Consider the following 25,703-nt stretch of genomic DNA (forward strand, 5'->3'; position numbering starts at 1 on the left):
CGCCTGATCGTGACGCAACCCGCGCGGGGGATTGAGATGACTGTCCTGGACGCCGTAAGTCAGACTGAGCGCCGCGAGGAGGGAAACGAAGACTGTGGCGACCGTTCCTGCAGATGTACAGGGGCCTAGCGACGCGGAACTGATCGAGTCCGTGCGCGAAGGGACCATCGACGCCTACGGCCAGCTGTACGAACGCCACGTCTCGGCGGCCTACAACCTCGCCCGCCAGTTGGCCCGCTCGCAGGCCGAGGCGGACGACCTCGTGTCCGAGGCGTTCGCGAAAGTCCTCGACACGCTGCGCGCCGGCCGCGGTCCCGACTCCGCCTTCCGCGCCTACCTCCTCACGGCGCTGCGCCACACCGCCTACGACAAGACGCGCCGCGACAAGAAGATCGACCTCACCGAGGACATGACCGAGGTCGCGCCGGCCGTGGCGTTCAGCGACACCGCCGTCGCCGGTCTCGAGCGGTCGCTGGCCGCCCGCGCGTACGCCGCGCTGCCGGAGCGCTGGCAGATGGTGCTCTGGCACACCGAGGTCGAGGGCCAGTCGCCCGCCGAGGTCGCCCCGCTGCTCGGGCTGACGGCCAACGGCGTGTCCGCGCTCGCCTACCGCGCCCGCGAGGGCCTCAAGCAGCAGTACCTGCAGATGCACCTGGCCGAGACGGCCGCGGAACGCTGCCGGGCCACCGTCGACCGGCTCGGCGCGTGGACCCGCGACGGCCTGTCCAAGCGCGAGGCGACGCAGGTCGAGACGCACCTCGACGAGTGTGGCCGGTGCCGCGCGCTCGCCGCCGAGCTCGCGGACGTCAACGGGTCGCTGCGGCTCTTCGTCGCCCCGCTGGTGCTGGGCGTCGGCGCCACCGCGTACCTGATGACCGCGGGCACGACCACGGCCGTCGTCGGCGCCGGAGCCGCCGCGGGTGGCGCGGGCGCGATCGGTGCCTCGATCCCCCGCCAGCTGGTCACGGTCGGCGGTTCCGCGGCCGCCGTCGCCGCCGCCGTGGTGATCGCCCTCGCCTCGGGCAGCAGCGAACAGCCACCGCCGCAGGTGCAGGCAGAGCCGCCGCCCACGACGCAGACCCAGGTCGTGCAGCCGCCGGCGCCCAAACCGGTGCCGCCCGCGCCCACCCCTCAACCGCCGGTCCAGACGCCGGAGCCGGAAACGCCTTCGCCCGCGCCGGAACCGCCGGTGCCCGCGCCTCCCGCTCCGTCCCCGGCTCCCGAACCCGCGCCGGAACCCCAGCCAGAGCCGCAGCCCCAGCCCGCGCCGCCGTCGCTCACGCCGACCACCCCGAGCGGGTACACGCTGACGCCCGGCGAGGAGGCGAAGGACTTCCCGATCACCGTCAGGAACACCGGCGGCACCGCCTCGCCGCCCGCGAGCATGCTGCTGACGCTGCCACCGGGCGTGCTGTCGACGGGCGGCCCGTCGTCGTTCGCCGCGCGGGCCCTGCAGCTCGACGGCGCGGCGGACCAGACCGTGAACTGCCCGGCCGGCAGCGGTGTGATCACGTGCGTCACGCCCCAGGGCATCGCGCCCGGCGGGCAGGCGACGTTCCTGTTCCGGCTGAAGGCGACGCACGAGGCGATGCCCGGCCGCATCACCGGCACGATCAGTGCCGGGTCGTCGATCTCGGTGAACGTCGACGTCGAGGTCAACGTGCCGCCGGTCAACGACGACTTCGAGCTCACCGTGTCGACCTGGCACCAGGTCTACTGGGACCCGCGGGTGGACGTGAAGGTCCGCAACACCGGCCCCCGCGCCGGCACGCTCAAGCTCGAGGTGTCGTCGTCGGAGCACATCGTGCTCTTCACGCCCTACCGGGAGTGCTCGCGCTCGGACAAGAACACGATCCGCTGCGTCGCCGACCTGGAGAAGGACGGCCGGTTCCGGATGTCGCTGTGGGCGTTCGGGCTGCCGCACCGCGGCGGGACGGTCACCGTGAAGGCGTCGCTGGGCAACGCGACGAAGTCCGTGACGGTGCCGGTGAAGGGCCACCCGGACCGCCCGCCGGTCGTCGAGGAGCCGCCGGCGACGTCCACGCCGACCGTGCCGCCGACGACGACCACGACCACGCCGCCGACGAAGCCGGCCGAGCCCACCAAGCCGGGCACCCCGACGGTGCCGACGGTTCCCACGCTGCCGACCGTGCCGGGACTGCCGCCGGTGCTGCCGCCGTCGACGACCGCGCCCTCCGAGCCGCCTTCGTCGTCGCCGCCTTCGTCGCCGGTGCCGACGGAGCCGCCTCAGACGGAGGAGCCGTGCGACCGGGGCGGCGTGCTGCCGCCGGTGGTCCAGGACCTGCTCGGACTGCCCTGCCCTCCGCAGCGGAGCTGAGTCGGCCGCGACCGGAGTTGATCAAAAGTTGATCTTTCTTCGTCACGGAACGTGCAGCTCATGATGCTCACGGTTGCTTTTGGTAACACCCGGAGGCTGCCACCGTCACCTTGATCCGTAAGCTGGCGCGGTGCTGCCAGTCGTCCGCCGGGCCATGAGCCGGTTGCCAGAACCACTCCAGTTCTTGCTGCACAAGCACCGCGAGATGATCCGGTTCGCCGTGGTCGGCGGTACGACGTTCCTCATCGACAACGGCGTCTGGTACGCGCTGAAGCTCACCGTGCTGACCGACAAGGTCGTCACGGCGAAGGTCATCGGCGTGCTGGTGGCGATCATCGCCTCGTACGTGCTGTCCCGCGAGTGGTCGTTCCACACCCGCGGCGGCCGTGAACGCCACCACGAGGCAGCCCTGTTCTTCCTGGTCAGCGGCCTCGGCGTGGCCATCAACATCCTGCCGCTGTGGCTGTCGCGGCACCTGTTCGGCCTGCAGGCGCCGTTCGTGTCCGCCCTGACCGAGGAGATCGCGGACTTCGCGTCCGGCTCGGTCATCGGCATGCTGCTCGCGACGGGCTTCAAGTTCTGGGCGATGCGGCGCTGGGTGTTCCCGGACGCCGGCGCGCGACCTGACCGGCACGTTCACTCGATCTCCGTAGACTCACCTCGTGTCCCTAGGCGAAACAGTGATCTCGCGGTTTCCGGAGCCGATCCGGTCGATCGCGCTGAAGCATCGTGAACTAGTCAAGTTCGCCCTGGTCGGGGGCACCTGCTTCATCATCGACACAGCCCTGTTCTTCGGGATCAAGACCGTCGTCCTGCCGAACAACCCCGTGACGGCGAAGATCATCGCGACCCTGGTCGCCACGATCGTGTCGTACATCCTCAACAGGGAGTGGTCGTTCCGCACCCGCGGTGGCCGCGAACGCCACCACGAGGCGCTGCTGTTCTTCTTGGTCAACGGCATCGGCATCGTGCTGAACTCGGCACCGCTGTACGTCGCCCGGTACCTGTTCCACCTGCAGGAACCGCACGTGTCGCGGCTGACCGAGGAGATCTCGGACTTCCTGAGCGCGCAGATCATCGGCACGCTCATCGCGATGGCGTTCCGGTGGTACGGGTACAAGAAGTGGGTGTTCCCGGAGCAGAACGCGCGGGTTCGGCGGCCGGTGGAGGACGACCGGTCGATCGAGGAGGAGAAGGAGCTCGGGCACTCCTGAGCGGGCCGGGCTGCTGGGTGGGGCCTGCCGAGTTGGGTCGCCGGGTTGGGTCGCCGGGTTGGGTCGCCGGGTTGGGTCGCCGGGTTGGGTCGCCGGGTTGGGTCGCCCGGCAGTCAGGCCGGGCCGCTGGGGTGGGCCGTCAGCCTGGGGCTTCGAGGGCTGAGGTCGCCGGGTAGGGCTGCCGCGTGCTGTGGCCGCCTGCCGGGTGAGTTCCACGCCGCCCTGACCCCTCACCGCGCCGCAACCCCCTCGCGCCGCAACCCCCTCGCGCCGCAACCCCCTCGCGCCGCAACCCCCTCGCGCCGCAACCCCCCTCGCGCCGCAACCCCCCTCGCGCCGCAACCCCCCTCGCGCTGTCAGCGCGGCGTGCTCGGCGCCTTCCACGGGATGCCGACCACGTCCTGTGCCTTGGGCACCGGCAGGAACACCGCGAACGTCGCCGGCCGCGCCGTCGACAGCTCCAGCCGCCCGCCGTCCGCGTCGACCAACGCGCGCGCCAGCGCCAGGCCCACGCCGGTCGAGCCGCCGCCGGACACGCCGCGCTCGAAGATGTGCGCCGCCAGCTCGTCCGGCACGCCCGCGCCGCCGTCGCTGACCTCCACCACGACCGTGCCGTCCTCGCCCCGTGCCGAGACGACGACCGAGCCCTCGCCGTGGCGCAAGGCGTTGTCCAGCAGCACACCGATGGCCTCGCGCAGGCGTGCGGGCGTGGCGCGGGCCAGCAGGCCGTCCGGCACTCGCACGCGGATCGCCCGTCCCTGCGACTTGACCTGCTCGCGCCACTCCTCGGCGATCGCGTTCAGAGCAGGCCGGAGCTCCAACGGCTCCGCGCCCACGGCACGGGCCGCGCGGGCGGCCGCGAGCAGTTCGTCCAGCACCGCGGCCAGGCGTTCGGCCTGTTCGAGGGCCGCACGGGCTTCGGCGGCGGTGTCGGGTTCGGGGTGTTCGGCGAGGGCTTCCAACCGCAGCTGCAACGCCGTGAGCCGGCTGCGGAGTTGATGCGACACGTCGCCGACGAGCTCGCGTTCGCGTTGGACGAGGCGGGCGAGGGCGGTGGCGGAGGTGTCCAAAGCCTCGGAGACGGCGTCCAGTTCCTCGATGTTGTAGCGCTGCTCGTCGGCGCGGAAGTCGCCGGCGCCCAGGCGGGACGCTCGGGCCGCCACGTGGCCGAGTGGGCGGGCAAGCGTTTGCGCCGTCACCAGGGCCACGACGGTGCCGGTGCCCACCGACAGGGCGAGCAGGAGCAGCACCAGGCCCGCCACCTGGGCCTGTGAGGTGTGCATCGGGCCCGACGGGATCTCCAGGCGGACGGTGCCCTGCTGCGCGATCGGCAGCTCGGCGGTCACCGGGTCCTCGCCCGGTGAGGGGCCGACGACCCTGGTGGCGCCGCCCGACACGACGGTGAGGCGGCCGTCGGTGGGGATGGCGATCCGGACGGCCTCGATGTCGATCTCGCGCCGGTTCGCCAGCTGGTCGTCGAGCGTCGTCGCGATCTGCTGGGCGCGTTCGGTGAGGGCGCCGCGGGCGGTGTCCTCCACCAGCTGCAGCGCCGTGTAGCCGAGCGGGATGCCGAGCACGAAGCCCGTCACCGCGACGGCGAGCAGGATGGCCCGCAGGATCCGGCGGCGCATCAGTCGGCGTTGAAGCGGAAACCGCGGCCGCGGACGGTCGCGATGCGGCGCTCGGCCGAGTTGGGGGTGCCGTCACCGAGCTTCCGGCGCAGCCACGACATGTGCATGTCGAGCGTCTTGCTGCCCTTGAGGTCCGGGTCGTTCCACACCTCGGAGAGGATCTCGTCGCGGCTCACGACCTGGCCCGCGCGCTGGATCAGCACCTTGAGGAGCTCGAACTCCTTGTTGGCGAGCTGGATCTCACCGCCGTCGACCGTGACGCGGCGGGCGGCCAGGTCGACGCGCACGCCGTTGACCTCCAGCGTGCCCGGTGCCCGGCGGCGCAGCAGGGCGCGGATGCGGGCCATCAGCTCGGCCAGGCGGAACGGCTTGGCGACGTAGTCGTCCGCGCCCGCGTCGAGACCGACCACGAAGTCGACCTCGTCGGCACGGGCCGTGAGCATCAGCACGGGAATGCTCCTGCCGCTCTGGCGGAGTCGGCGGCACACCTCCAGCCCGTCCATGCCCGGCAGGCCGAGGTCCAGCACCAGGAGGTCGATGCCCCCGGCGATGGCGGCTTCGAAGGCGCTCGGCCCGTCCCCGACGACCTGCACCGAATAGCCCTCCCGCGTCAGTGCGCGGGAGAGCGGTTCCGCGATGGCCGGGTCGTCCTCGGCCAGCAACACCACGCTCACGGCCCCAGCGTATTCGTGGAACGATCGCCGCGTGTCACGCCACGATGCTGATCTCGAACTCGCCCTCCGCCTCGCCGACGCCGCCGACGCGATCACCGCGACCCGCTTCCGCGCCCACGACCTCGCCGTCGAGCGCAAGCCGGACCGCACGCCCGTCACCGACGCCGACGTCGCCGTGGAGGACGCGATCCGGTCGGTGCTGTCCGCCGAACGCCCGGACGACGTCGTCATGGGCGAGGAACGCGGCGGCACCCTCGACGCGGCGCGCGTCTGGGTGCTCGACCCGATCGACGGCACGAAGAACTTCCTGCGCGGCGTGCCGATCTGGGCGACGCTGATCGCCCTGGTCGTCGACGGCGTGCCGGTCGTGGGGGTCGTGTCCGCGCCGGCGCTGGGCCGACGTTGGTGGGCTGCCGCAGGCGGTGGCGCCTACGCGTCCGATGCCGCCGGAGAACGCGCTATCTCCGTGTCCGGTGTGCGCTCTCTCGAAGACGCCTACGTGTCGACGACGGACATCAAGTCGTGGGTGAAGTACCACTCACGCGAGGCGTACCTGCGTCTGGTGGACGCGACCTGGGAGAGCCGCGCGTTCGGCGACTTCTACCAGCACTGCCTGGTCGCCGAGGGTGCCATCGACCTCGCACCGGAGTGCGTCGCGAACCCGTGGGACATCGCCCCGTTCCAGGTCCTGGTGACCGAGGCAGGTGGCCGTTTCACCTCGCTCGACGGCGAGGAGCGCTACGACGGCGGCAGTGTGCTGACGTCGAACGGCCACCTGCACGAGGCAGCTCTCAAGCTGTTGGCACGGTGAGGGTTCCGCGCGCGACCTGGGCCCAGGCGAGCCGGCCGAAGAGGTAGTGGCACGCCACGCCCTCGTCGTCGAACCGGGCCCAGTCGTAGCGGTTGCCCTGCTCCTGCCAGAACACCTCGTGACCCGTCTCGTCGGTGAGGAGACACCAGCGGCCGTCCGCCTCCTCACCGATGCTGACGACGTCGTCCGGCACGCCGATCCTGGTCAGCCACTCGGGCAGCGACTCGACGTTCATGCGGTGATCTCCGTGAGGTAGCCGAGCGCCACGAGGTCGGCGACCGGGTAGGTGGTGCGGTACCGGCTGCCGCCACCGGGCTGGCCGAACCAGGGCGCGCTGATCGTGCGGTGCACGGGCAGGTCCTTCTCGACCCGGTAGCGCCGGTAGCCCTCGTCGAGGACGTGCGGCGGCAGCGAGCGCTGGACGAACGGTGTGCCCGTCGTGCTCAGGACACGGCCCTCGGGCGTGCCGAACCGGTCGAGCTCGGCGCCGGCCGCGAGCACCTCGGGCTGCGGGTCCTCGTAGCCGCCCTCGCGTTCGACCGGCCAGCGCGGCGTGCCGTCCTCGTGCTGGAAGAGGCCCTCCCAGTCGCGTTCGTGCATGCCCGCGAGCGCGTCGTAGCCCTCCAGCAGCTCCTGGACGACCGGGTGATCCTTGCCGAGGCCATCGGACTGCTCCGATGGCTGCGGGTCCGCAAGCTCGACGAGGTCGGCCCGCGGGTGGTCGTTGGGGGCGAACCTCGGCGTGACCTGCTCCTCCTCCTGCACCGGCGGCGGGAGCTGCCGGGCGGGCTTCGGCGCGAGCCGCGGAGCCTGGCCACCGGACAGGAAGATCGCCATGAACCAGCTGCCCGCCGCCACCGCCGTGTAGGTGTGGCGGATGAGGTCCCCGGCGAGACCGGGGTCGACCAGCGCCAGGGTCTCGCGGTTCTCCAGCCGGTCGGTGAGCGAGCCCGACATCGCGTGCCCGCCGTGGTCGACGGTCGCGATCGGTCCGGAGGCGGCCACGTCGCCGACGGGCGCGCCGCCGGGGGACTGGGACGGTCCGTCACCGAGCTCGGCGTCGTCGAGCAGGGAGGGGTCCTTGGCCGGGTCCTTGAGGAGGGTGTCCTTGCCGACCGACGTCTGGGCCGCCGCCTGCGTGCTCCCCGACTGACCGGGGGCCTGGGTGCCGGTCTGGTTCTGGACGGTGGTCTGGCCACCGGACTGACCCGCCTGCACACCGGGTGCCTGACCGGTGCCGGACACCGCACCGGGCGCACCGGACTTGCCCGCGACGGCCGGCGCACCGGACTTGGCGTCGCCCGTCTTGGCCTCACCGGACTTCACGTCAGTGGCCTTGGCATCGGCGGCCTTCGCGTCCGCGGCCTTCGCGTCCGCGGCCTTGGCGTCGGCAGCCTTCGCCGCGGCCTGCTGCTGCGCGGCCTGACCCTGCTGCGCGGCGGCCTGACCGGGCGCCTGGGCGGCGGTCTGCTGCCCCACGACCGCACCGGTCTGCGAGGCAACGGCGGCCGGAGCACCAACGGCACCGCTCACGGCGCCACCGACCGGTCCGCTGACGGACGGGCCGCTCATCGCCGGCCCGGCAGGAGCGGCGGACGCGGCAGGCGCGGCCTGGGCAGCAGCGGCCTGAGCAGCGGCAGCGGGTGCGCCGTGCACGTCACCACCGCGCACGAGCGGCTGGTCGAGCACAGCGGCGGCCGAGGCCTGGGTCGTGCCCTCGGCGATCGGCCCGAGGTGCCCGTGCACGCCGGGGATGGCGTCCGCCACCGGCGCCGCGACGGGCGCGACGACCTGGTTGACCACGCCGGGCAGCACCTGCGGCCCGCCCTGGCCGGGACCTTGACCGGGTCCCTGGCCGGGCCCCTGCCCGTGACCGGGCCCGTCCCCACGACCATGTCCGTTGCCGGGGCCATCTCCAGGACCGTCGAAGACGGGTCCCGCGACATCCCGGCCACCGGGCACCGCGTCGACCACCGGCTGCACGACAGCGGCAGCGGGCGCCGTGACGGGCGCGGCGGCGTCCAGGACAGGAGCGGCGACATCGGTCACCGCACCGACAACAGGCGCGACGGGAGCCGTCACGGCCCCGAGAACAGGAGCCACCGGAGCGGTGGCCGCCCCGACGACCGGCGCGACCGCCTCGGTCACCGGCGCGACCACGCCGGCGACGGGCTCGACGACCGGCGCCACGACCTGGGCCACCGGAGCCACCACACCCGCGGCGACGTCCGTGACCGGCGACAGCAACCCGCCCAGGCTCGGACCGCCGCCGCCGGGCCCGTGGGCACCGGGCGCGGTGTTGACGGGCTGCGAGCCGTGCGTCATGTCCACACCGCTGTCGAGGCGGATCGCCGACGACAGCGTGTTCTGGAGGTTCGCGACGTTGGCCGCGGCCCCCTTGGTCAGCGTGTCGAGGCCGAGCAGCGCGTTCGGGTTGCCGGCCTTCGCGGACGTGTTCGCCGCGTCGGTGTTCTTGGCCAGCGTCACCAGCTCGCGCACGATCTCGACCTTCGCGGCCCCGACCTGCTTGGCGGCGTGGTCGAGCCGGTCGGCGGCGGCATGACACCCGCGAGCAGCGCGCTGCAGCTCCCCGTCCGGCGCCACGACCTTCGCCCACCGTCCGCGAGCCGCGTCACCGGTGGCGCCCTTGACCCCGTCGAGCGCACGACCGGCGGCACCGTCGGACGACGTGCCCAGTCCCTTGATCTTGTCGCCGGCCTCGCGCCACGCGGCGGCGCTGGACCTCATGGCGTCCTCGTCGGCCTTGGGCCACGTGACACCGGCCTTGGCCGCGACGGCCGCGAGTTCGGCGGGGAGCTCGATGCCCATGTCAGCCTTCCAGCCTCTTCATCGCCGAAGCGTTGCTCTGCTCCACGTGCCGGTACGTCTCCGCGGTGGCGGCGAGCTTGTCGCCGACGTCACCCAACGTCGTGGCCAACGCGCCCACCGCAGCGGCAGCGTCCCCGGACGGCTTCTCGTGCGAGGCGGCAAAACTCTGCCCGACGGCGTCGTCACCCCAGCAGGCCCCGAACCCGGCCAACGCCCGCTCGAGCGTCCCCTTGATCTCGGTGGCCTGCCCGGCGAAGCCCTTCAGGTCCCGCGCCCCGGCGTCCAACCGCTCGAGGTCGGCCTCATACCCGGTCATCGCACCCTCCTGTCGATGAGCTCGGAGTCGAGCCAGCTCTCCCGCTGCTCGTTGTCCTCGTCGTCGTCCACCCGGCGACGAGCAGGCTGCTGCACCAGCTCGGCCTCGTACTCATCGGGCTTCAGGTCAGCGGTCCCGGCCACCAGGGCAGCGGGATCGGTAGAACTGGGCAACACGGCACCAAGCGCCTGATAGGTGTCCTCGGCAGCAGAAGCAGCCGCGGCCCCGACCGTCCGCACGATCAACTCGGCCAGCTGCTCGGGCCGATGCCGCCGATAGGCGAGCTCGGACAGCTCCAGCTCGACGAGCTTCCCGCCCGTCCCCACGGTCGCGCTGACCGTCCCGTCGGGACTGGTGGCCCGCCCGGCCACGGCAGAGAGCTCCCGCTGGACGGAAACCAGCTGCTCACGGCTGCGCCGGTAGTCGGCAAGCAGCTCCTCGACCTGCGCACGGTGGTCGTCCACCGAGTCCCCCTCACACGCATAGCCCGGGCCTCGGGCTCTAGGACGCCGTTGCCCTTAGATCGGTTCCCGGCGGATTCAGTTACTACGATCAACGCATGATCGCCTTCGAGGATCTGCCGGCAGGCAGAATCATCCCGCTCGGCGAGGTAATCGTCGACCGGGACGACATGCTGGACTTCGCGAGGAAGTTCGACCCCCAGCCCTTCCACCTGGACGAGGAGGCGGGCAAGAACTCCATCTTCGGCGACCTGGCCGCCTCCGGCTGGTACACGGCCTCGCTCTGGATGCGCCGCTGGGTGGACGAGGTCCTGGCCGACTCCACCTCCCAAGGATCCCCGGGAGGCCGCGAGCTCTCCTGGCTGGCCCCGGTCTACGCGGGCGACGAGCTGACGTTCGAGGCAGAGGTCCTGTCCGCACGCCGGTCGAAGAAGCGCCCGGAACTGGGCCTGGTGGAGTTCGAGGGCAGAGCGAGGAAGGGCGACCAGCTGGTCTACCGCTTCATAGCGACGGGCCTGTTCACGGCAAGAGGCTGACAGCGAAGCCGAAGGCGAGCAAGGCGACGGCGAAGCCGAGCTGCTTTGGCTTTGGTTTTGGCTTGAACAGAAGGTTCCGGTGGGGTGGTCCCGTCACGAGCCGTGCCCAGCACTCGCTGCACGTGAGGAGGGGTGTCAACCCGGCACGCTTTTCGCCGGGTTGACACCCCTCCTCACGTGTGGCTCGCTCGGACTCGGTTCGTGACGGGACCACCCCACCCGAACCGCACCACGCACGCAGCAGCAAGCCGCCAAAAGCAACAGGCGTGCCATCAACCCGCTAACGGCGCTGGGGGTCTTTGATCAGTTGGCGGGGTCCGGGGCAGAGCCCCGCGCCCGAAACAGGCACCCGAACGCAAAACGCAACCAACTCACTTGGAAAGCGCCCGAACAACCCGAGAAGGACTGGGCCGCCCCAACTGCTCAGCCATCCACACGGAAGTCTCCACCAGCTTGTCCAAGTCGACCCCGGTGGAAACCCCCAACCCCTCCAACATCCACACAAGATCCTCAGTGGCCAGGTTCCCGGTGGCCGACTCCGCGTAGGGACACCCCCCAAGCCCACCAGCGGAAGAGTCCACAGTGGTCACCCCACACCGCAAAGCCGCCAAGGTGTTGGACAACGCCTGCCCGTACGTGTCATGAAAATGCACGGCAAGCGAAGAAACGTCCCGGAACCCTTCCAACAAAGACTCGACCTGCCCAGGAGTGGCAACCCCGATGGTGTCCCCCAACGACAACTGAGAACACCCCATCTCCAACAACCGCTCCCCCACAGCCACAACCTGAGACCGAGCAACAGGGCCCTCCCAGGGGTCCCCGAAACACATCGACACGTACCCGCGAACATCAAGCCCAGCCTCAAGAGCCCGCGACACCACCGGCGCGAACATCTCGAACTGCGATTCCAACGTCCGGTTCAGGTTCCGAGAAGCAAAAGTCTCCGTGGCGGAAGCGAAGATCGCGATGTGCGAGACCCCGGCCTCCAACGCCCGGTCCAGCCCACGCTCATTCGGCACCAGAACGGGATAAACCACCCCAGGACGACGCTCAAGCCCGTCCAGCAGCTCAGCGGCATCAGCCAACTGCGGCACCCAAGAGGGATGCACGAACGAGGTGGCTTCCAGAACCGACAGGCCGGCGTCCGCCAGCCGGGAGAGGAACTCGAGCTTCACCGACACCGGCACCACGACGGACTCGTTCTGCAGCCCGTCCCGGGCCCCGACCTCCCAGATCGTCACCGAGGACGGCAGCGACCCGGAACGAACGACGTCGGGCAGCCCGACCGAACGCGCCGACATCAGACGTCCAACGGGCGGTAGTCGTCAGAAGGGTTGTCGTTGACCTCTCGGTACAACATCGTGTGCACCTTCTCCACGGACGGGATGTCGTCGAACTCGAGCGGCTCGTCCGACGCCGACTCGATGATCAGGGTGCCGCAGCCCAGCACCCTGTCCATCAGAGAGTGCTCGAAGCGGACGCTGTTGACACGGGCCAAAGGGATGTCGAGCCCTGTGCGCTTGAACACGCCCTCGCGGTACATCACGCGGTCCGACGTGATGATGAAGTGCGTGGTGCGCCACCGCAGCACGGGCGCGACCGTCAGCCACACGACCAGCACCAGGCCGACCACGGCCAAGGCGATCAGGGCGATGAAGGCCCACGACTGGTCCGCGACGAGCCCCGCCAGGTAGGTGCCGAGCGCGACCACCACCAGCAGCCAGAACACCGGGAAGATCAGCATCTTCCAGTGGGGGTGCTTGTGGATCACGACGTGCTCGCCTGAGCTCAGCAGGTCGTCCGGGTAGGCCATGAGCCCAACCCTAACTACGCCGAGCGCAAATGCACCACGTCACCAGCGGACACGCCGTGCTCCACGCCGTCGTCGCCGCGCACGGTCAGCGTGCCGTCGGCCTCGACGCGCTGCGCCACGCCTTCGAGGGCCGCGCCGCCGGAGAGCTCGACCCGCACGCGCGAGCCGACGGTCGCCGAGTGCTCCAGGTACTCCTCCAGCAGGCCCGACTCGACGGCGTCCCCGTCGTTCTTGCGCCACACGCCTTCCAGCCCGGCGAGCTCGACCAGCAGCCGGAACGCGAGCTCCTCGTGGTCCAGTTCGGCGGCACCCGCGTCCTCCAGCGACGTCGGCGCGAGACCACCCGGTGCCGGCTGCACGTCGGACGGCAGCTTCGCCACGTTCAGGCCCATGCCCACCACGACCGCGCCGTCGGCGGTGATCTCCGACAGGATCCCCGCGCCCTTGCCACCGCCGAGCAGCAGGTCGTTCGGCCACTTCAACGACGCGTCGACGCCGACGGAGGCGGCCACGCGCACCAGGGCCAGGCCGGCGATGAGGTTGAGCCACGGCAACCGGGCGGGCGACACCCCGGCGGGGCGGAACAGCACGCTCACGTAGAGGCCGCCGACCGGCGACGACCAGCCGCGGCCGCGCCTGCCCTGTCCCGCGGTCTGCTCCAGCGCGATCAGCACGGTGCGGTCGGCGGCACCGGTGGCGGCGGAGAGGTCGGCGTTGGTGGACGGCGTGGACTCCACGACGTCGAGAGCGGCGTACGGGCCGTTGGGGGCGACGAGCCGCGAGCGCAGCGCATCGGCGTCGAGTGCGGTGGTCATCGCGCCAGGCTAGGGGAACGGAAGAGGGTACGTGCGATCAAAGGCGACCAACAGGTTGCCGTGACCTGGACAACTGCACGGAGCGGTTCAGCAATGGCGTCGTTAGGCTGCGGCCTCATGAGCAGTGCGACCGAGCCGATCGGGACCGTTCCCGCAGACGCCTCCTCAGGCGCCCCGGACGTCCACACCACCGCGGGCAAGCTCGTTGACCTCTACCGGCGCAACGACGAAGCGGTGCACGCCGGTTCGGAACGCGCCGTCGAGAAGCAGCACGCGAAGGGCAAGAAGACCGCCCGCGAGCGCATCGACCTGCTGCTCGACCCCGGTTCGTTCGTCGAGCTCGACGAGCTGTCCCGGCACCGCTCGACGAACTTCGGGCAGGAGCGCAACCGCCCCTACGGCGACGGCGTGGTGACCGGGTACGGCACCGTCGACGGCCGTCCGGTGTGCGTGTTCTCCCAGGACGTCACCATCTTCGGCGGCTCGCTCGGCGAGGTCTACGGCGAGAAGATCGTCAAGGTCATGGACATGGCCATCAAGACCGGCCGCCCGATCGTCGGCATCAACGAGGGCGGCGGCGCGCGCATCCAGGAGGGCGTCGTCTCGCTCGGCCTGTACGGCGAGATCTTCTCCCGCAACGTGAAGGCCTCCGGCGTGATCCCGCAGATCTCGCTGATCATGGGCTCGAACGCGGGCGGGCACGTCTACTCCCCCGCGCTGACCGACTTCGTGGTGATGGTCGACCAGACCTCGCACATGTTCATCACCGGCCCGGACGTCATCAAGACCGTCACCGGCGAGGACGTCACGTTCGAGGAGCTCGGCGGCGGGCGCACGCACAACACCAAGTCCGGTGTCGCGCACTACCTCGGCAGCGACGAGGAGGACGCGATCGCCTACGTCAAGGAGCTGCTGAGCTACCTGCCGTCGAACAACCTCTCCGACGCGCCCGCGTTCGAGGGCACCCTCGCGGCCGGTTCGATCTCCGACTCCATCACCGACGAGGACCGCGAGCTCGACACGCTCATCCCGGACTCCGCGAACCAGCCGTACGACATGCACGAGGTCATCAACCGCGTGCTCGACGACGGCGACTTCCTGGAGGTCCAGCCGCTGTTCGCGCCGAACATCCTGGTCGGCTTCGGCCGCGTGGACGGCCACAGCGTCGGCGTCGTCGCGAACCAGCCCACCCAGTTCGCCGGCTGCCTCGACATCGACGCCTCGGAGAAGGCCGCGCGGTTCGTGCGGACCTGCGACGCGTTCAACATCCCGGTGCTGACCTTCGTGGACGTGCCCGGCTTCCTGCCCGGCACCGACCAGGAGTGGAACGGCATCATCCGCCGCGGCGCCAAGCTGATCTACGCCTACGCCGAGGCCACGGTCCCCCTCGTCACCGTCATCACGCGCAAGGCCTACGGCGGCGCGTACGACGTCATGGGCTCCAAGCACCTCGGCGCGGACATCAACCTCGCGTGGCCCACGGCGCAGATCGCCGTCATGGGCGCGTCGGGTGCCGCGAACATCGTGCACCGCAAGACGCTCGCGGCCGCGGCGCAGAACGGCGAGGACGTCGACGCCCTGCGCGCGAAGCTGCAGCAGGAGTACGAGGACACCCTCTGCAACCCGTACGTGGCCGCCGAGCGCGGGTACGTCGACTCGGTGATCCCGCCGTCCTACACCCGCGGGTACGTGGCGCGGGCGCTGTCGATGCTGCGGGACAAGCGCGAGACGCTGCCGCCCAAGAAGCACGGGAACATCCCGCTGTGACCGCGCCCGAGGAATCCCAGGACAGGCCCCTGCTCAGGGTCGTCAAGGGCACGCCGGACGACTACGAGCTGGCGGCGCTGACCGCCGTCGTCGCGGGCCTGGCCTCGGCAGCGCCCGTCGAGGACGCGCCGGAGCGGCGGTCGGAATGGGCGAACCCGGCACGACGGGTGCGCAGGCCGGTGCAGCACGGACCGGGCGCCTGGCGCGCGTCCGGGTTCCCCGGCTAGCAGTCCACCCGACGACTCGTCACGGTCAGGCCGACGGCGACCTCCCGGCACCGGGTCTCGCCGTCGACCTGCAGCTTCAGCGTCCAGAACGCGCTGCCGTACGCGGTCGTCCGCCGCAGCACCTCGACGCCGGCCTGCTCGAACGGCACCCCGGAGCGCACCGCGGGCACGACCTCGGCGAGCAACGCGTTCTCCGCGCGGTCGGCGGTGTCGGCGAACGGCCAGACGGGCACCCCGTAGCCGATCGGGTCACTCGCGAGCACGCTTCCAACTCCGAATGATCCAATGAGCCCGCCGAGCACGACGAGCAACGCCGCGATCCGTCTGCGCTTGCCTTCGCGATCGGAGCCGCGTTCGGTGAGGACAAGCACCCAGCGCTTCACTCTGCCGAGAGTGCCGACCGAAGAGGTGATCGCGCATCAGCAGTACTACTCAAACGGACCGGGCTGCTCGAACGGACCGGGCGAACTGGCGGACCGTGTACGCGTTGTGCATCGGCTTCTTCATGACGCTGCTGGACACGACCATCGTCAACGTCGCGCTGCCGTCGATGATCACCGACCTGGGCGCGTCGCTGAACGACGTGATCTGGGTGGTCAGCGCCTACCTGCTCGCGTTCGCGGTGCCGTTGCTGCTGACCGGGCGGCTCGGTGACCGGTTCGGGCCGAAGCGCCTCTACGGCATCGGGCTCGTGCTGTTCCTGGCCGCGTCGCTGGCCTGCGGTCTCTCGACCAGCGCGGAGGCGTTGATCGCCGCCCGCGTCTTCCAGGGCCTGGGCGCCGCGGCCATGACTCCGCAGACGATGGCGTTCATCACGCACCTGTTCCCGCCGGCCAAGCGAGGCGCGGCCCTGGGCATGTGGGGGTCGGTGGCCGGGCTGGCGACGGTCTCCGGGCCGCTGCTCGGCGGGGTGCTGGTCACGCACCTGGGCTGGGAGTGGATCTTCTTCGTGAACCTCCCGATCGGCGTGCTCGCGGTGGCGCTGCTGGTCGTGTGGGTGCCTGACCTGCGGCCGAACCGCGCGCCGAGGTTCGACGTGCTGGGCGTGGTGCTGTGCTGCCTCGGGCTCGGGCTGCTGGTGTTCGGCATCCAGAACGGCGAGCACTACCAGTGGGGCAGGGTGGCCGGTCCCATCACGGTCGCCGAGATCATCGCGGCCGGGGTGCTGTTCCTCGCGCTGTTCGTGCTCTGGCAGGCGTCCGCGCGCAACCCCGAGCCGCTGATGCCGCTGCGGATCTTCCGCAACCGCAACTTCTCGCTCGGCAACGTCGCGAACATCGCGATCGGCATCACGGTGACCGGTGTGTTCGTGCCGCTGACGCTGTTCCTGCAGACCGTGCCGAAGCTGTCGCCGCTGATGGCGGGCCTGGTCACGGCACCGGCGTCGCTGATGTCCGGGGTCGTGGCGATCTTCGCGGGACGGCTGTCGAACCGGGCGGACGCCAAGTTCCTGCCGATCGTCGGGTTCGTACTGATGGGCGCGGGCATCGTCGCGATGACGTTCCTGCTGAGCGACGGGTCGCAGTGGGTGCTGCTGCCGTCGATGGTCGCGCTCGGCATCGGCATGGGGCTGGTGTTCTCGCCGCTGACGAACATCTCCACGCGGACGCTCGACCGGTCGCTGCTGGGCGCGGGCTCCGGCATCTACAACACGTCGCGGCAGTTCGGGAACGTGCTGGGCAGCGCGGCGACCGGTGCGGTGCTGCAGATCGTGCTGGCGTCGACCGGTGACTTCACCTCGGCCGTGCGGGCGGCGTTCTACCTGCTGCTCGCGGTGCTGGCGGTGGGGATCGCGGCCGCGTTCGCCTTCCGCCGGGTCGCCGCGCCGAGCGTGACAGACTCGCCGCGTGCGTCTGATCCTGGCCTCCCAGTCTCCCGCCCGTCTTAGCGTCCTGCGGTCCGCGGGCGTCGAGCCCGTCGTCCGCGTGTCCGGGGTGGACGAGGACGCGCTGGTCGCGTCGCTCGACAACCCCACGCCCGAGGAGACGGTCGTCGCGCTGTCGGCGGCGAAGGCAGAGGCCATCGAGCACGACGACGAGTGCGTGGTCATCGGCTGCGACTCGATGCTGTTGTTCGAGGGTGAGCTCGTCGGCAAGCCCGGCACGGCCGAGGTCGCGCGCGAGCGGTGGCGCCGGGTCGCGGGCAAGAGCGGCGTGCTGATCACCGGCCACACCGTGCTGAAGGTGTCCGGGGGCGTGGTCGTGGACCGCGCCTCGGCCGCCGAGTCGACGACCGTGCGGTTCGGCACGCCGTCGGACGAGGAGCTGGAGGCGTACATCGCGACCGGTGAGCCGTTGCACGTCGCCGGAGGCTTCACGATCGACGGGCTCGGCGGCTGGTTCATCGACGGCATCGAGGGCGACCACACGTCCGTGATCGGCATCAGCCTGCCCCTCACCCGCCGGCTGCTCGGCCGGCTGGGTGTTCCTGTGTCCACACTCTGGTAGACCCTGGTCACAGTTCACCTGATCAGGGAAGACTGCCCTCACCGCGAGCGTTGGGGGCAAGTGGTGAACGAGTACTTGACGCGGCGCAGGCACATCGACCTCGCACGCAGGACGAGCGCGGGCTGTCGGAGCTAAGAGCTCCCCTCAGCCCCTTTTCCGCCACCCCTGTGCAGGAGATCCCTGTGTCGTTCGTCCAGACATACCGCAAGCCGAAGGTCTTCGGCTTCACCGTCCTCGGCGCCCTCGTGCTCGGCGCGCTCGCCGGCTGGCTCGGCAAGGGCACGTGGCTCGCGCCCGTGCTCGCCAAGATCGGCTCCACCTTCACGGCGTTGCTGCAGCTCACCGTCATCCCGCTGGTGTTCACGGCGATCGTCGTCGGCATCGCGTCGCTGCGGAACCTCGGCGGCGGCCGCACCGCCGCCCGGCTCGGCGGCAAGACGTTCCTGTGGTTCGCCATCACGTCGTTCATCGCGGTGCTGATCGGCATCGCGGTCGCGTCGGTCTTCCGGCTCGGCCAGGGCGTCCAGATCGAGCCCGCCGCCGGTGCCGTCGACAAGCTCGCCAAGCGGGCGTCCGGCTCGTGGCAGGCGCTGCTCGACAACCTCGTGCCGACCAACATCTTCAGCGCCTTCACCGAGGGCGAGGTGCTGCAGGTCGTGTTCATCGCCGTGCTGGTCGGCTTCGCCGCCTACGCGCTGGGTGACAAGGCCGCGCCGTTCACGAACCTCGTGCGCTCGTTCTTCGACATCATCCAGAAGGTCGTCGGCTGGATCATCCTGCTGGCGCCGATCGGCATCTTCGGCCTCATCGGCAACGCGGTGGCGTCCTACGGCAACTCGTTCGTGAAGCCGCTGTTCTCGCTGATCCTGGCCGTGTACCTGGGTTCGGCGCTGGTGCTGTTCGTGGTCTACCCGATCCTGCTGAAGTTCGTCGGCAAGACCTCGCCGGTCGAGTTCTTCCGCAAGGCCGGCACCGCGCTGCAGTTCGCGTTCGTGTCCCGCTCGTCGGGCGCCACGCTGCCGCTGTCCCGCAAGGCCGCCACCGACCTCGGCGTGCCGCAGGAGTACGCGAACTTCGCCGTGCCGCTGGCCACCACGACCAAGATGGACGGCTGCGCCGCGGTCTACCCGGCCGTCGCGACGATCTTCATCGCGAACCTGTTCGGCATCCAGCTCTCGGTGTGGCAGTACGTCGCCATCGTGCTCGTCGCGGTCTTCGGCGCTCTCGCGACCGCCGGCACGACCGGCTGGTACACGATGCTCACGCTGACCCTGAGCGTCGTCGGGCTGCCGCCGGCCGTGATCGCGACCGGTGTGGCCGTGGTCTACGCGATCGACCCGATCCTGGACATGATGAGGACCGCGACCAACGTGGCCGGTCAGATCACCGTCCCGGTGGTCGTGGCGCGCAGCGAGAACCTGATCGAGGAGCCCGCCGCTCCGGCCGAGAAGGACCTCGTCAACGCCTGATGGTCCAGGGGGCGAAGAGCGGTCTTCGCCCCCTCAGTCCACCGGTGGCCAGGGCTCCGGATAGCGCGCGTCGAAGCCGAACCCGGAGAGCTCGGCCTCGGTGGACCAGAGGACGCCCTGCTTGTGCAGCGCCTCCAGGTAGGTCGCGTCCCCGACGAGCTTGCGCTTCGGCGCGTTCCAGCACGCCAGCTCGGGGTCGTCGAAGGGACCTTTCCGGCTCATCTTCGCGATCATGACGCTGGGCGGCTCGGTGCCCGCGATCCGCGACCTGAGCGCCTCGACGTCGAGCGGGCCGACGTCGTCGACCTCGCCGATGAAGCTCTCGAACGTCGCGAGCACGACGCACAGGCTGCGGAACGCCTCGGGATACCCCTCGGCGACCCAGCGACCGTGCCGGGGTGGCGGCAGCAGCACCGTCGTCCTCGTCTGGAACCCCCGCCGGGTGATCTGCCCGACCTCCCACTTCAGCCCGTCCCGCACCTCCTGGCCCGGCGGCAGGACCAGGACGATCGAGTGGGCACGGGCGATGAGCGCCGCCACGGGCGTCTTCCACTCGGCTCCCGCCCGCAGCCAGACCGGTCCCGGCGGGGCCTTGCGCAGGTCCTGGTCGACGATGGCGTAGGTCGTGAAGCCGAGGCTGCGCCGCACGGCCTTGGCGACCACCTGCTCCAGGGTGGTGTTGGGCACGAACCAGCTGGAGTGCGGTGCCTTCATGCCGGCGCCGTCGGGGAGGGTGATCCGCCCGTCCTCGCCGAAGGCCCGCAGGACCAGGCAGTACTCCTCGCGCGACCGCACCAGTGCCGGGACCACGTCCTGCCACCGCTCGACCTTCGCCGGCCTGCGGTAGCGGCCCCAGCGGACGAGGATCCACACCACCGGGACCACCGTCAGGACGAGCCCCCGCCACATGCCGGGCTCCTCCGGCGCGACGACGACACCGACCGCGAAGAACACGAGGACCAGCAACCCCAGCCCGCCGAACGTGGCGCGCTGCAACCGCTTCCCCGCCGGCGACCTGCGCTGCCGAACACCTTCCGACATCCAGCCCCCTCCCCGAGCGCCAGGGCTCCACCATCGACCAGGCGAGCCCGGCCGCGGGGCGATCACGGCGTCCGCCACCCGGACGGCGGAGTCTCAGGAGTCGGCGCAGGGACGCAGCTGCGACATCTTCGGCGCCGGGGCCGGCCAGCCGGGGAGCTGGTCGCGGGCCGCTGCCGCCGTCGTGCACCCGAGGTCCGGTCCCAGCACCGAGAACACCTGCACGAACGCGTCGGCGCACTGGCCGTCGCACGCGAGCTGGACCGCGACGACGTCCGCCGTGCCGTCCTCGTTCACGTCGTGCAGGCCGAGGAACCCGCCGGTCGCCAGGTAGGCCTGCGCGCGCGACCACGTGCCGTCCTTGCGGACCAGCACCTCGCCGAGCAGGTCGGTGCCGCGCGCGCCGTGCACGAGGCAGACGCTGACCTGCGCGTCGACGCACTGCAGCGACTTGTCGGTCACCACGGCACCGGACTCGGCGATGGTCATCTCGAACACGAACGGGCCGGACTCGCCGCTCATCCGGATGCGCCCGCCACCCGTTCCCCCGAGCAGCTCGACGAGGTCGCCGCCGACCGACCTGCCGATGACGACCTGGCAGACGGTGGTGCCGCAACGCATTCCGGTGTCGTTGCCGTATTGATCTGAATCGGTGTTGTCCGGTCTGCGGAAATAGGCGAACGCCAGCCCCGCGATGACGATCAAGGCAGCAACGACTGCGGTCACCTGCACAGACCTGGACGCACCCACATCCCGAGATTGTGGCCGATGCGCGCACGACCGTGGTGAAGTGAGCCGTCTCTCCCTCTCCGAGATGGTCTATTTCCGTAGACTGCGGCACCAGTCAGAGCCGTAATTACCGGTCCAGCAGGAGGTACGACGCCGTGTCGCTGCGCAAGGTCCTCATCGCCAACCGCGGTGAGATCGCCGTCCGGGTCATCCGCGCCTGCCGTGACGCCGGTCTGACGAGCGTCGCCGTCTACGCCGACCCCGACCGCGACGCGCCGTTCGTCCGGCTCGCCGACGAGGCGTTCGCGCTCGGCGGGAACACCCCCGGCGAGAGCTACCTGTCGATCGAGAAGGTGCTGAACGCCGCCGCTCAGTCCGGCGCCGACTCCGTCCACCCCGGGTACGGCTTCCTGTCCGAGAACGCCGAGTTCGCCCAGGCCGTGCTCGACGCCGGTCTGGTGTGGATCGGCCCGACCCCGCAGGCGATCCGCGACCTCGGCGACAAGGTGACCGCGCGGCACATCGCGATGCGCGCGGGCGCGCCGCTGGTGCCCGGCACCAAGGACCCGGTCAACGGCCCCGACGAGATCATCGCGTTCGCCCGCGAGCACGGTCTGCCCGTCGCGATCAAGGCGGCGTTCGGTGGTGGCGGCCGCGGCCTGAAGGTGGCGCGGACGGAGGAGGAGATCCCCGAGCTGTTCGACTCGGCGGTCCGCGAGGCCGTCACGGCGTTCGGCCGCGGCGAGTGCTTCGTCGAGCGCTACCTGGACAAGCCGCGCCACGTCGAGGCGCAGGTCCTCGCCGACACCCACGGCAACGTGATCGTCGTCGGCACCCGCGACTGCTCGCTGCAGCGCCGCCACCAGAAGCTGGTCGAGGAGGCGCCCGCGCCGTTCCTCACCGACGAGCAGCGCGCCACGATCCACTCGTCCGCCAAGGCGATCTGCCTGGAGGCGGGCTACCACGGCGCCGGCACCGTCGAGTACCTCGTCGGCCTCGACGGGTCGATCTCGTTCCTCGAGGTCAACACCCGCCTGCAGGTCGAACACCCGGTCTCGGAGGAGACGACGGGCCTCGACCTGGTGCGCGAGCAGTTCCGCATCGCCGCGGGCGAGAAGCTCCGGTACACCGAGGACCCGCCCGCCCGCGCGCACTCGATCGAGTTCCGGATCAACGGCGAGGACGCCGGTCGCGGCTTCCTGCCCGCACCCGGCACGGTCACCACGTTCACCGCGCCGTCCGGTCCCGGTGTCCGCGTGGACGCCGGTGTCGAGAGCGGCTCGGTGATCGGCGGGCAGTTCGACTCGCTGCTGGCCAAGCTGATCGTCACCGGCGAGACCCGCGAGGACGCCCTGGCCCGTGCCCGCCGCGCGCTGGACGAGATGGTCGTCGAGGGCATGGCGACCGTGCTGCCGTTCCACCGCGTGATCGTGCGCGACGCGGCGTTCACCGCCGAGAAGCCCGAGGGCTTCACCGTGCACACCCGGTGGATCGAGACGGAGTTCGACAACCGGATCGAGCCGTTCTCCGGTGGCGCTTCGGGTGCCGAGGACGAGACGCCGCGCCAGACCGTGGTGGTCGAGGTCGGCGGCCGTCGCCTGGAAGTCTCACTGCCGGGTGACCTCGCGGTGGGGTCCCGTCCCGCTGCCGCCGCTGCCTCGAAGAAGCCCAAGGCGAAGCGCGGGGGTGGCGGTTCGGCCGCCGTGTCCGGTGACGCGGTGGCGGCGCCGATGCAGGGCACGATCGTGAAGGTGGCCGTCGAGGACGGGCAGACCGTCGAGGCGGGCGACCTGATCGTCGTGCTGGAGGCCATGAAGATGGAGAACCCGGTGACGGCGCACAAGGCCGGCACCGTGACGGGTCTGGCGGCCTCGCCCGGCGACCCGATCACCCAGGGCACCGTGATCTGCGAGCTGAAGGACTGAGCCCTCGGGTCGCTCACCTACGATTGGGTGCGTGAGCGACCCGTCCAGGGACATCCGCGTCGGTGACGCCGAACGCCAGCAGGCGTTGCAGGTGCTCGGCGAGCACATGAGCGCGGGCCGCATCGACATCACCGAGTACGGCGACCGGTCCGCGAAGATCACCACCGCGAAGACCCGCGGCGACCTGATGGCGTTGTTCCACGACCTGCCGGACCCGCGGCCGCAGTTCGCGACCCCGATGGCGCTGTTCCCCGAACCGTCCCGCGCCCCCTCCCGCCGGTGGGAGGGCGCGGTGATCCCGGTGGTGGGCGTGGCCGTGGTGATCGCGTTCTTCGTGCTGGTGAAGAACCCGTTGATCTTCCTGCTCATCCCCGCGGTGGCACTGCTGTGGGGTCAGTGGAACGGACGCCGGCGCTGAAACCGTTGCTGCTGCTGGGCCTCGACGGCGTGCTGCGCACGGTGGGCGGTGCGGCGATCCCCGAGGCGCTGGCGTTGGTGCGCACGGCCAAGCAGCAGTGCTTCGTCGCGGTGCTGTCCGACACGGCTCACTCCGACACCGAGATCGACACCGAGGTCGACGCGGTCTTCAACTCGTCCCGGCTGGGCCTCGCGAAGCCCGACCCCGCGATCTACCGCCGGGTGCTCGCCGAGTTCGGCTACTCGACCGGCGTGTTCTGCGACGACACGGCCGAGAACGCGGCCGCCGCGCGGGAGGCGGGACTCGACGGCGTGCACGTGCCGGACACGGCGACGTTGCGGACGGCGCTCGCGGTGCGCGGCCTGATCCCCGCGACCGTGCTGCTGGTCCTCCCGGACCGCGACGAGGCCGAGGAGCTGGCCTCGTCGTTGCTCGAGGACGGCTGGGGCCCGTGCGAGGTGCACCGGGACATGCTGGCGGGCGAGGACGACGCCGAGGACGTGGACTGGGTCGTCGAGCTGACCACGGCCCCCGACGGCACGCCGGCCTCCGCGCACCGCGAGGAGCTCGACGATCTGGCGGAACGGCACGACGGGTTCACCAGCGAGCACTAGTGTCGTCGCGTGGAGCCAGTAGAGATCAACGCGGGCGAGTACTACCTGCGCGCCTTCCGCAACGACGACCGCATCAGCGACGTGGCAGCGCTCGTCGAGATCCACGCGGACCCGTCGACCGCCCGGTACATGAACCGCATGATCATCAGCGGCCCGCCGGCCGCGGAGATGTTCATCCAGTTCATGACCATGGGCTGGGAGAAGGGTTACCGCTTCTCGTGGGCGGTGTGCGACGCGGTCAGCGGCGACCTGGTGGCCGGGCTCATCTTCCACAACATCGACCGTCACCTCTCCTCCGCCGAGGTCACCTGCTGGACCCACCCCGCCCACCGCGGCAAGGGCGTCCTGCCGCGGGCGCTCGACGCCGCGCTGGGCTGGGTGTTCGGTCCGGGGGAGATGCAGCGGATCGTCTACAAGCACGCCGTGTTCAACACGTCCTCGCAGCGGGTCCCCGAGAAGTGCGGGTTCACCCTGGAGGGTCGTCTTCGCGGCAGCGATGTCATCGATGACCAGCACGTCGACGAGTTGCAGTGGTCACGGCTGGCCACGGACCCGGTGCCCGAGCAGCTACCGTGACCCGCCATGCGGACCCCGGCGCTCCTGATCGTCGCGGTGGCAGTGGCCGGATGCACGGCCGTGCCGCGGCAGAGCTCGCTGACCACACCGCCGCCACCGCCCCCTCCACCGACCACGTCGGTCTCGCGGATGGACTTCCCCCAGCGGCCGCGTGAGGTACCGCTCGACGCGGTGGAGCCGTGCGCGATCCTCTCGCCGGACCAGCTCATGGCGCTGAGCCTCGACAACCCGCCCAGCGCGTACGTCGAGACGAGCTTCGGCGGGGCCAAGGCGTGCACGATCCGGAGCACGACGAGCGGGAATGTGGCGAGGATCGCACTCGTGCTCGCGTCGGGGGCCGACGTGTGGCTCTCGGAGAACGCCCAGGTCGATTACACGGTCGGGACGATCGAGGGGTTCGCGGCGATCACTGTCCGCACACCCGACGTGCACGACGTCTGCAATGTGGAAATAGACGTTGCGAATGGGCAGTTCGTCGACGTCATGTTCCGCGACGGCGGCAACTCGACCGCCGTGCCGCAGGACCACCTGTGCCTCGGCGCCCTTCGGGTGGCAGAGGCCGTGATGGCCACTTTGCTCCAGAAGCGCTGACCCACACGGGCGGATGTCACTGATCGCACTCCACAGCGTTACCTTGGGTGGATAGAGTGACGACGCGCTTGTACGCACGACCGCCGGAGGTTTCGCGATGCCGCCAGGAGGACGCAGCGGGGCTGACTCCTCGCCACCCGTCCAGCATCAGCTGAACGTGGAACCGGAGGCCATCCCGGCGTTGCGCAACACGTTCTCGGCCGCGCTGACGAAGCTCGACAAGCAGATCGAGATGGCCATCACGGAGTTCCGCGTCCGCCCGTGGGCGGGTGACCCGGTGAGCGCCGAGGCCGCCGAGAAGTTCAACGACCGGTCGATCGCCGACGGCGACTCGGCCCTGCAGGCGCTGCTGAACTACCAGCGTCAGCTCAAGACCGCGATGGACAACCTCAACCAGATCGAGCGGCAGTACAACGTGGTCGAGGGCGACAACACCGGCATGCTGAACAAGAGCGGGTGCTGAC

The 25,703-nt window shown here is 70.7% G+C and carries 28 protein-coding genes; 16 read left to right on the plus strand and 12 right to left on the minus strand.

The window, feature by feature from the left end:
• Positions 1-151: 151 nt before the first annotated feature.
• From ACFWV3_RS07645 to ACFWV3_RS07655, 3 genes are all read left to right on the plus strand, one after another.
• The gene (locus ACFWV3_RS07645) at positions 152-2,338 is read left to right on the plus strand and encodes a sigma-70 family RNA polymerase sigma factor (RefSeq protein WP_382409455.1); all 2,187 of its coding nucleotides are present in this window, start codon (positions 152-154) and stop codon (positions 2,336-2,338) included.
• A gap of 133 nt (positions 2,339-2,471) precedes the next feature.
• Entirely contained in the window at positions 2,472-3,071 is a 600-nt protein-coding gene (locus ACFWV3_RS07650; RefSeq protein WP_382410459.1) for a GtrA family protein, read from the plus strand.
• The gene (locus tag ACFWV3_RS07655) at positions 3,001-3,552 is read left to right on the plus strand and encodes a GtrA family protein (protein WP_382409457.1); all 552 of its coding nucleotides are present in this window, start codon (positions 3,001-3,003) and stop codon (positions 3,550-3,552) included. Before ACFWV3_RS07650 ends, ACFWV3_RS07655 begins: the two co-directional genes overlap by 71 nt.
• 356 nt (positions 3,553-3,908) lie before the next feature.
• Here ACFWV3_RS07655 and ACFWV3_RS07660 read toward each other — a convergent pair whose 3' ends face one another.
• Together ACFWV3_RS07660 and ACFWV3_RS07665 are read right to left on the minus strand one after the other, a co-directional pair.
• Positions 3,909-5,183 (minus strand): ATP-binding protein, encoded by a 1,275-nt coding sequence (locus ACFWV3_RS07660; RefSeq protein ID WP_382409459.1) that lies wholly within the window; start codon positions 5,181-5,183, stop codon positions 3,909-3,911.
• Positions 5,183-5,857, minus strand: coding sequence for a response regulator transcription factor (locus ACFWV3_RS07665; RefSeq protein WP_382409461.1), 675 nt, complete (start codon positions 5,855-5,857; stop codon positions 5,183-5,185). Before ACFWV3_RS07665 ends, ACFWV3_RS07660 begins: the two co-directional genes overlap by 1 nt.
• A 31-nt stretch (positions 5,858-5,888) precedes the next feature.
• On the opposite strand from ACFWV3_RS07665, the gene hisN reads away from it, so the two are divergent.
• Positions 5,889-6,668 carry a histidinol-phosphatase gene (gene hisN / locus ACFWV3_RS07670; protein WP_382409463.1) on the plus strand — a complete coding sequence of 260 codons (780 nt, stop codon included), beginning with the start codon at positions 5,889-5,891 and terminating at the stop codon, positions 6,666-6,668.
• Here the strand turns inward: hisN and ACFWV3_RS07675 are convergent.
• Genes ACFWV3_RS07675 through ACFWV3_RS07690 form a run of 4 tightly spaced genes read right to left on the minus strand, consistent with a single transcriptional unit; the run spans position 6,649 to position 10,277 of the window.
• Entirely contained in the window at positions 6,649-6,903 is a 255-nt protein-coding gene (locus ACFWV3_RS07675; protein ID WP_382409465.1) for a hypothetical protein, read from the minus strand. The two genes, hisN and ACFWV3_RS07675, sit on opposite strands and share 20 nt — an antisense overlap.
• Complete coding sequence (locus tag ACFWV3_RS07680) at positions 6,900-9,497, minus strand: TNT domain-containing protein (RefSeq protein WP_382409467.1); 2,598 nt, start codon at positions 9,495-9,497, stop codon at positions 6,900-6,902. Before ACFWV3_RS07680 ends, ACFWV3_RS07675 begins: the two co-directional genes overlap by 4 nt.
• Position 9,498: 1 nt before the next feature.
• On the minus strand, positions 9,499-9,813 hold the full coding sequence (locus tag ACFWV3_RS07685; protein WP_382409469.1) for a WXG100 family type VII secretion target: 315 nt from the start codon (positions 9,811-9,813) through the stop codon (positions 9,499-9,501).
• Positions 9,810-10,277, minus strand: a complete 468-nt coding sequence (locus ACFWV3_RS07690; protein WP_382409471.1) for a YbaB/EbfC family nucleoid-associated protein — start codon at positions 10,275-10,277, stop codon at positions 9,810-9,812. Before ACFWV3_RS07690 ends, ACFWV3_RS07685 begins: the two co-directional genes overlap by 4 nt.
• 95 nt (positions 10,278-10,372) lie before the next feature.
• Here ACFWV3_RS07690 and ACFWV3_RS07695 point away from each other — a divergent pair, with 95 nt between their 5' ends.
• Positions 10,373-10,810 carry a MaoC family dehydratase gene (locus ACFWV3_RS07695; protein WP_382409473.1) on the plus strand — a complete coding sequence of 146 codons (438 nt, stop codon included), beginning with the start codon at positions 10,373-10,375 and terminating at the stop codon, positions 10,808-10,810.
• A 371-nt stretch (positions 10,811-11,181) separates the two neighbouring features.
• On the opposite strand, the gene ACFWV3_RS07700 is transcribed toward ACFWV3_RS07695, so the two are convergent.
• The 3 genes from ACFWV3_RS07700 to ACFWV3_RS07710 are packed head-to-tail and all read right to left on the minus strand — an operon-like array spanning position 11,182 to position 13,438.
• Positions 11,182-12,111 (minus strand): hydroxymethylglutaryl-CoA lyase, encoded by a 930-nt coding sequence (locus ACFWV3_RS07700; RefSeq protein ID WP_382409475.1) that lies wholly within the window; start codon positions 12,109-12,111, stop codon positions 11,182-11,184.
• Positions 12,111-12,623 carry a PH domain-containing protein gene (locus ACFWV3_RS07705; protein WP_382409477.1) on the minus strand — a complete coding sequence of 171 codons (513 nt, stop codon included), beginning with the start codon at positions 12,621-12,623 and terminating at the stop codon, positions 12,111-12,113. The genes ACFWV3_RS07700 and ACFWV3_RS07705 overlap by 1 nt, the downstream gene beginning before the upstream one ends.
• 14 nt (positions 12,624-12,637) lie before the next feature.
• Positions 12,638-13,438: a biotin--[acetyl-CoA-carboxylase] ligase gene (locus ACFWV3_RS07710; RefSeq protein WP_382409479.1), complete on the minus strand. Its 801-nt coding sequence runs from the start codon at positions 13,436-13,438 to the stop codon at positions 12,638-12,640.
• A gap of 117 nt (positions 13,439-13,555) precedes the next feature.
• Between ACFWV3_RS07710 and ACFWV3_RS07715 the strand changes: the two genes are divergently transcribed.
• Positions 13,556-15,205 carry an acyl-CoA carboxylase subunit beta gene (locus tag ACFWV3_RS07715; protein ID WP_382409481.1) on the plus strand — a complete coding sequence of 550 codons (1,650 nt, stop codon included), beginning with the start codon at positions 13,556-13,558 and terminating at the stop codon, positions 15,203-15,205.
• Positions 15,202-15,432, plus strand: coding sequence for an acyl-CoA carboxylase subunit epsilon (locus ACFWV3_RS07720; protein ID WP_382409483.1), 231 nt, complete (start codon positions 15,202-15,204; stop codon positions 15,430-15,432). The genes ACFWV3_RS07715 and ACFWV3_RS07720 overlap by 4 nt, the downstream gene beginning before the upstream one ends.
• On the opposite strand, the gene ACFWV3_RS07725 is transcribed toward ACFWV3_RS07720, so the two are convergent.
• On the minus strand, positions 15,429-15,815 hold the full coding sequence (locus ACFWV3_RS07725) for a hypothetical protein (RefSeq protein ID WP_382409485.1): 387 nt from the start codon (positions 15,813-15,815) through the stop codon (positions 15,429-15,431). The two genes, ACFWV3_RS07720 and ACFWV3_RS07725, sit on opposite strands and share 4 nt — an antisense overlap.
• Positions 15,816-15,910: 95 nt before the next feature.
• On the opposite strand from ACFWV3_RS07725, the gene ACFWV3_RS07730 reads away from it, so the two are divergent.
• The 3 genes from ACFWV3_RS07730 to ACFWV3_RS07740 all read left to right on the plus strand — a co-directional run bounded on the left by ACFWV3_RS07730 (position 15,911) and on the right by ACFWV3_RS07740 (position 19,348).
• Entirely contained in the window at positions 15,911-17,320 is a 1,410-nt protein-coding gene (locus tag ACFWV3_RS07730) for an MFS transporter (RefSeq protein ID WP_382409487.1), read from the plus strand.
• Positions 17,280-17,879 carry a Maf family protein gene (locus ACFWV3_RS07735; protein WP_382409489.1) on the plus strand — a complete coding sequence of 200 codons (600 nt, stop codon included), beginning with the start codon at positions 17,280-17,282 and terminating at the stop codon, positions 17,877-17,879. Before ACFWV3_RS07730 ends, ACFWV3_RS07735 begins: the two co-directional genes overlap by 41 nt.
• Positions 17,880-18,061: 182 nt before the next feature.
• The gene (locus ACFWV3_RS07740; RefSeq protein ID WP_382409491.1) at positions 18,062-19,348 is read left to right on the plus strand and encodes a dicarboxylate/amino acid:cation symporter; all 1,287 of its coding nucleotides are present in this window, start codon (positions 18,062-18,064) and stop codon (positions 19,346-19,348) included.
• A gap of 33 nt (positions 19,349-19,381) precedes the next feature.
• Here the strand turns inward: ACFWV3_RS07740 and ACFWV3_RS07745 are convergent, their stop codons facing one another.
• Positions 19,382-20,389 carry a hypothetical protein gene (locus tag ACFWV3_RS07745; RefSeq protein WP_382409493.1) on the minus strand — a complete coding sequence of 336 codons (1,008 nt, stop codon included), beginning with the start codon at positions 20,387-20,389 and terminating at the stop codon, positions 19,382-19,384.
• Between the two features lie 93 nt (positions 20,390-20,482).
• The gene (locus ACFWV3_RS07750; RefSeq protein WP_382409495.1) at positions 20,483-21,112 is read right to left on the minus strand and encodes a hypothetical protein; all 630 of its coding nucleotides are present in this window, start codon (positions 21,110-21,112) and stop codon (positions 20,483-20,485) included.
• 158 nt (positions 21,113-21,270) lie between these two features.
• Between ACFWV3_RS07750 and ACFWV3_RS07755 the strand changes: the two genes are divergently transcribed.
• From ACFWV3_RS07755 to ACFWV3_RS07780, 6 genes are all read left to right on the plus strand, one after another.
• Positions 21,271-23,040 carry an acetyl/propionyl/methylcrotonyl-CoA carboxylase subunit alpha gene (locus ACFWV3_RS07755; RefSeq protein ID WP_382409497.1) on the plus strand — a complete coding sequence of 590 codons (1,770 nt, stop codon included), beginning with the start codon at positions 21,271-21,273 and terminating at the stop codon, positions 23,038-23,040.
• Positions 23,041-23,071: 31 nt separating this feature from the next.
• On the plus strand, positions 23,072-23,458 hold the full coding sequence (locus ACFWV3_RS07760; RefSeq protein ID WP_382409499.1) for a DUF1707 domain-containing protein: 387 nt from the start codon (positions 23,072-23,074) through the stop codon (positions 23,456-23,458).
• Complete coding sequence (locus tag ACFWV3_RS07765; protein WP_382409501.1) at positions 23,437-24,072, plus strand: HAD-IA family hydrolase; 636 nt, start codon at positions 23,437-23,439, stop codon at positions 24,070-24,072. Before ACFWV3_RS07760 ends, ACFWV3_RS07765 begins: the two co-directional genes overlap by 22 nt.
• A gap of 9 nt (positions 24,073-24,081) precedes the next feature.
• A complete protein-coding gene (locus ACFWV3_RS07770) occupies positions 24,082-24,648 on the plus strand; it encodes a GNAT family N-acetyltransferase (protein WP_382409503.1) in 567 nt (188 codons plus the stop codon).
• 6 nt (positions 24,649-24,654) lie between these two features.
• Entirely contained in the window at positions 24,655-25,239 is a 585-nt protein-coding gene (locus ACFWV3_RS07775) for a DUF3558 domain-containing protein (protein ID WP_382409505.1), read from the plus strand.
• Positions 25,240-25,396: 157 nt separating this feature from the next.
• Positions 25,397-25,702 carry a transcriptional regulator gene (locus ACFWV3_RS07780; RefSeq protein WP_382409507.1) on the plus strand — a complete coding sequence of 102 codons (306 nt, stop codon included), beginning with the start codon at positions 25,397-25,399 and terminating at the stop codon, positions 25,700-25,702.
• Position 25,703: the final 1 nt, after the last annotated feature.

Source organism: Lentzea sp. NPDC059081 (assembly GCF_042738015.1).
Taxonomy (GTDB): domain Bacteria; phylum Actinomycetota; class Actinomycetes; order Mycobacteriales; family Pseudonocardiaceae; genus Lentzea.

Excerpts from the sequence above, each read along its gene's own strand:
- ACFWV3_RS07675 (WP_382409465.1), bottom strand. The coding sequence starts at position 6,903 with ATGAACGTCGAGTCGCTGCCCGAGTGGCTGACCAGGATCGGCGTGCCG.
- ACFWV3_RS07715 (WP_382409481.1), top strand. The coding sequence starts at position 13,556 with ATGAGCAGTGCGACCGAGCCGATCGGGACCGTTCCCGCAGACGCCTCC.
- ACFWV3_RS07710 (WP_382409479.1), bottom strand. The coding sequence starts at position 13,438 with ATGACCACCGCACTCGACGCCGATGCGCTGCGCTCGCGGCTCGTCGCC.
- ACFWV3_RS07695 (WP_382409473.1), top strand. The coding sequence starts at position 10,373 with ATGATCGCCTTCGAGGATCTGCCGGCAGGCAGAATCATCCCGCTCGGC.
- ACFWV3_RS07745 (WP_382409493.1), bottom strand. The coding sequence starts at position 20,389 with ATGTCGGAAGGTGTTCGGCAGCGCAGGTCGCCGGCGGGGAAGCGGTTG.
- ACFWV3_RS07775 (WP_382409505.1), top strand. The coding sequence starts at position 24,655 with ATGCGGACCCCGGCGCTCCTGATCGTCGCGGTGGCAGTGGCCGGATGC.
- ACFWV3_RS07660 (WP_382409459.1), bottom strand. The coding sequence starts at position 5,183 with ATGCGCCGCCGGATCCTGCGGGCCATCCTGCTCGCCGTCGCGGTGACG.
- ACFWV3_RS07685 (WP_382409469.1), bottom strand. The coding sequence starts at position 9,813 with ATGACCGGGTATGAGGCCGACCTCGAGCGGTTGGACGCCGGGGCGCGG.
- ACFWV3_RS07680 (WP_382409467.1), bottom strand. The coding sequence starts at position 9,497 with ATGGGCATCGAGCTCCCCGCCGAACTCGCGGCCGTCGCGGCCAAGGCC.
- ACFWV3_RS07700 (WP_382409475.1), bottom strand. The coding sequence starts at position 12,111 with ATGTCGGCGCGTTCGGTCGGGCTGCCCGACGTCGTTCGTTCCGGGTCG.
- ACFWV3_RS07705 (WP_382409477.1), bottom strand. The coding sequence starts at position 12,623 with ATGGCCTACCCGGACGACCTGCTGAGCTCAGGCGAGCACGTCGTGATC.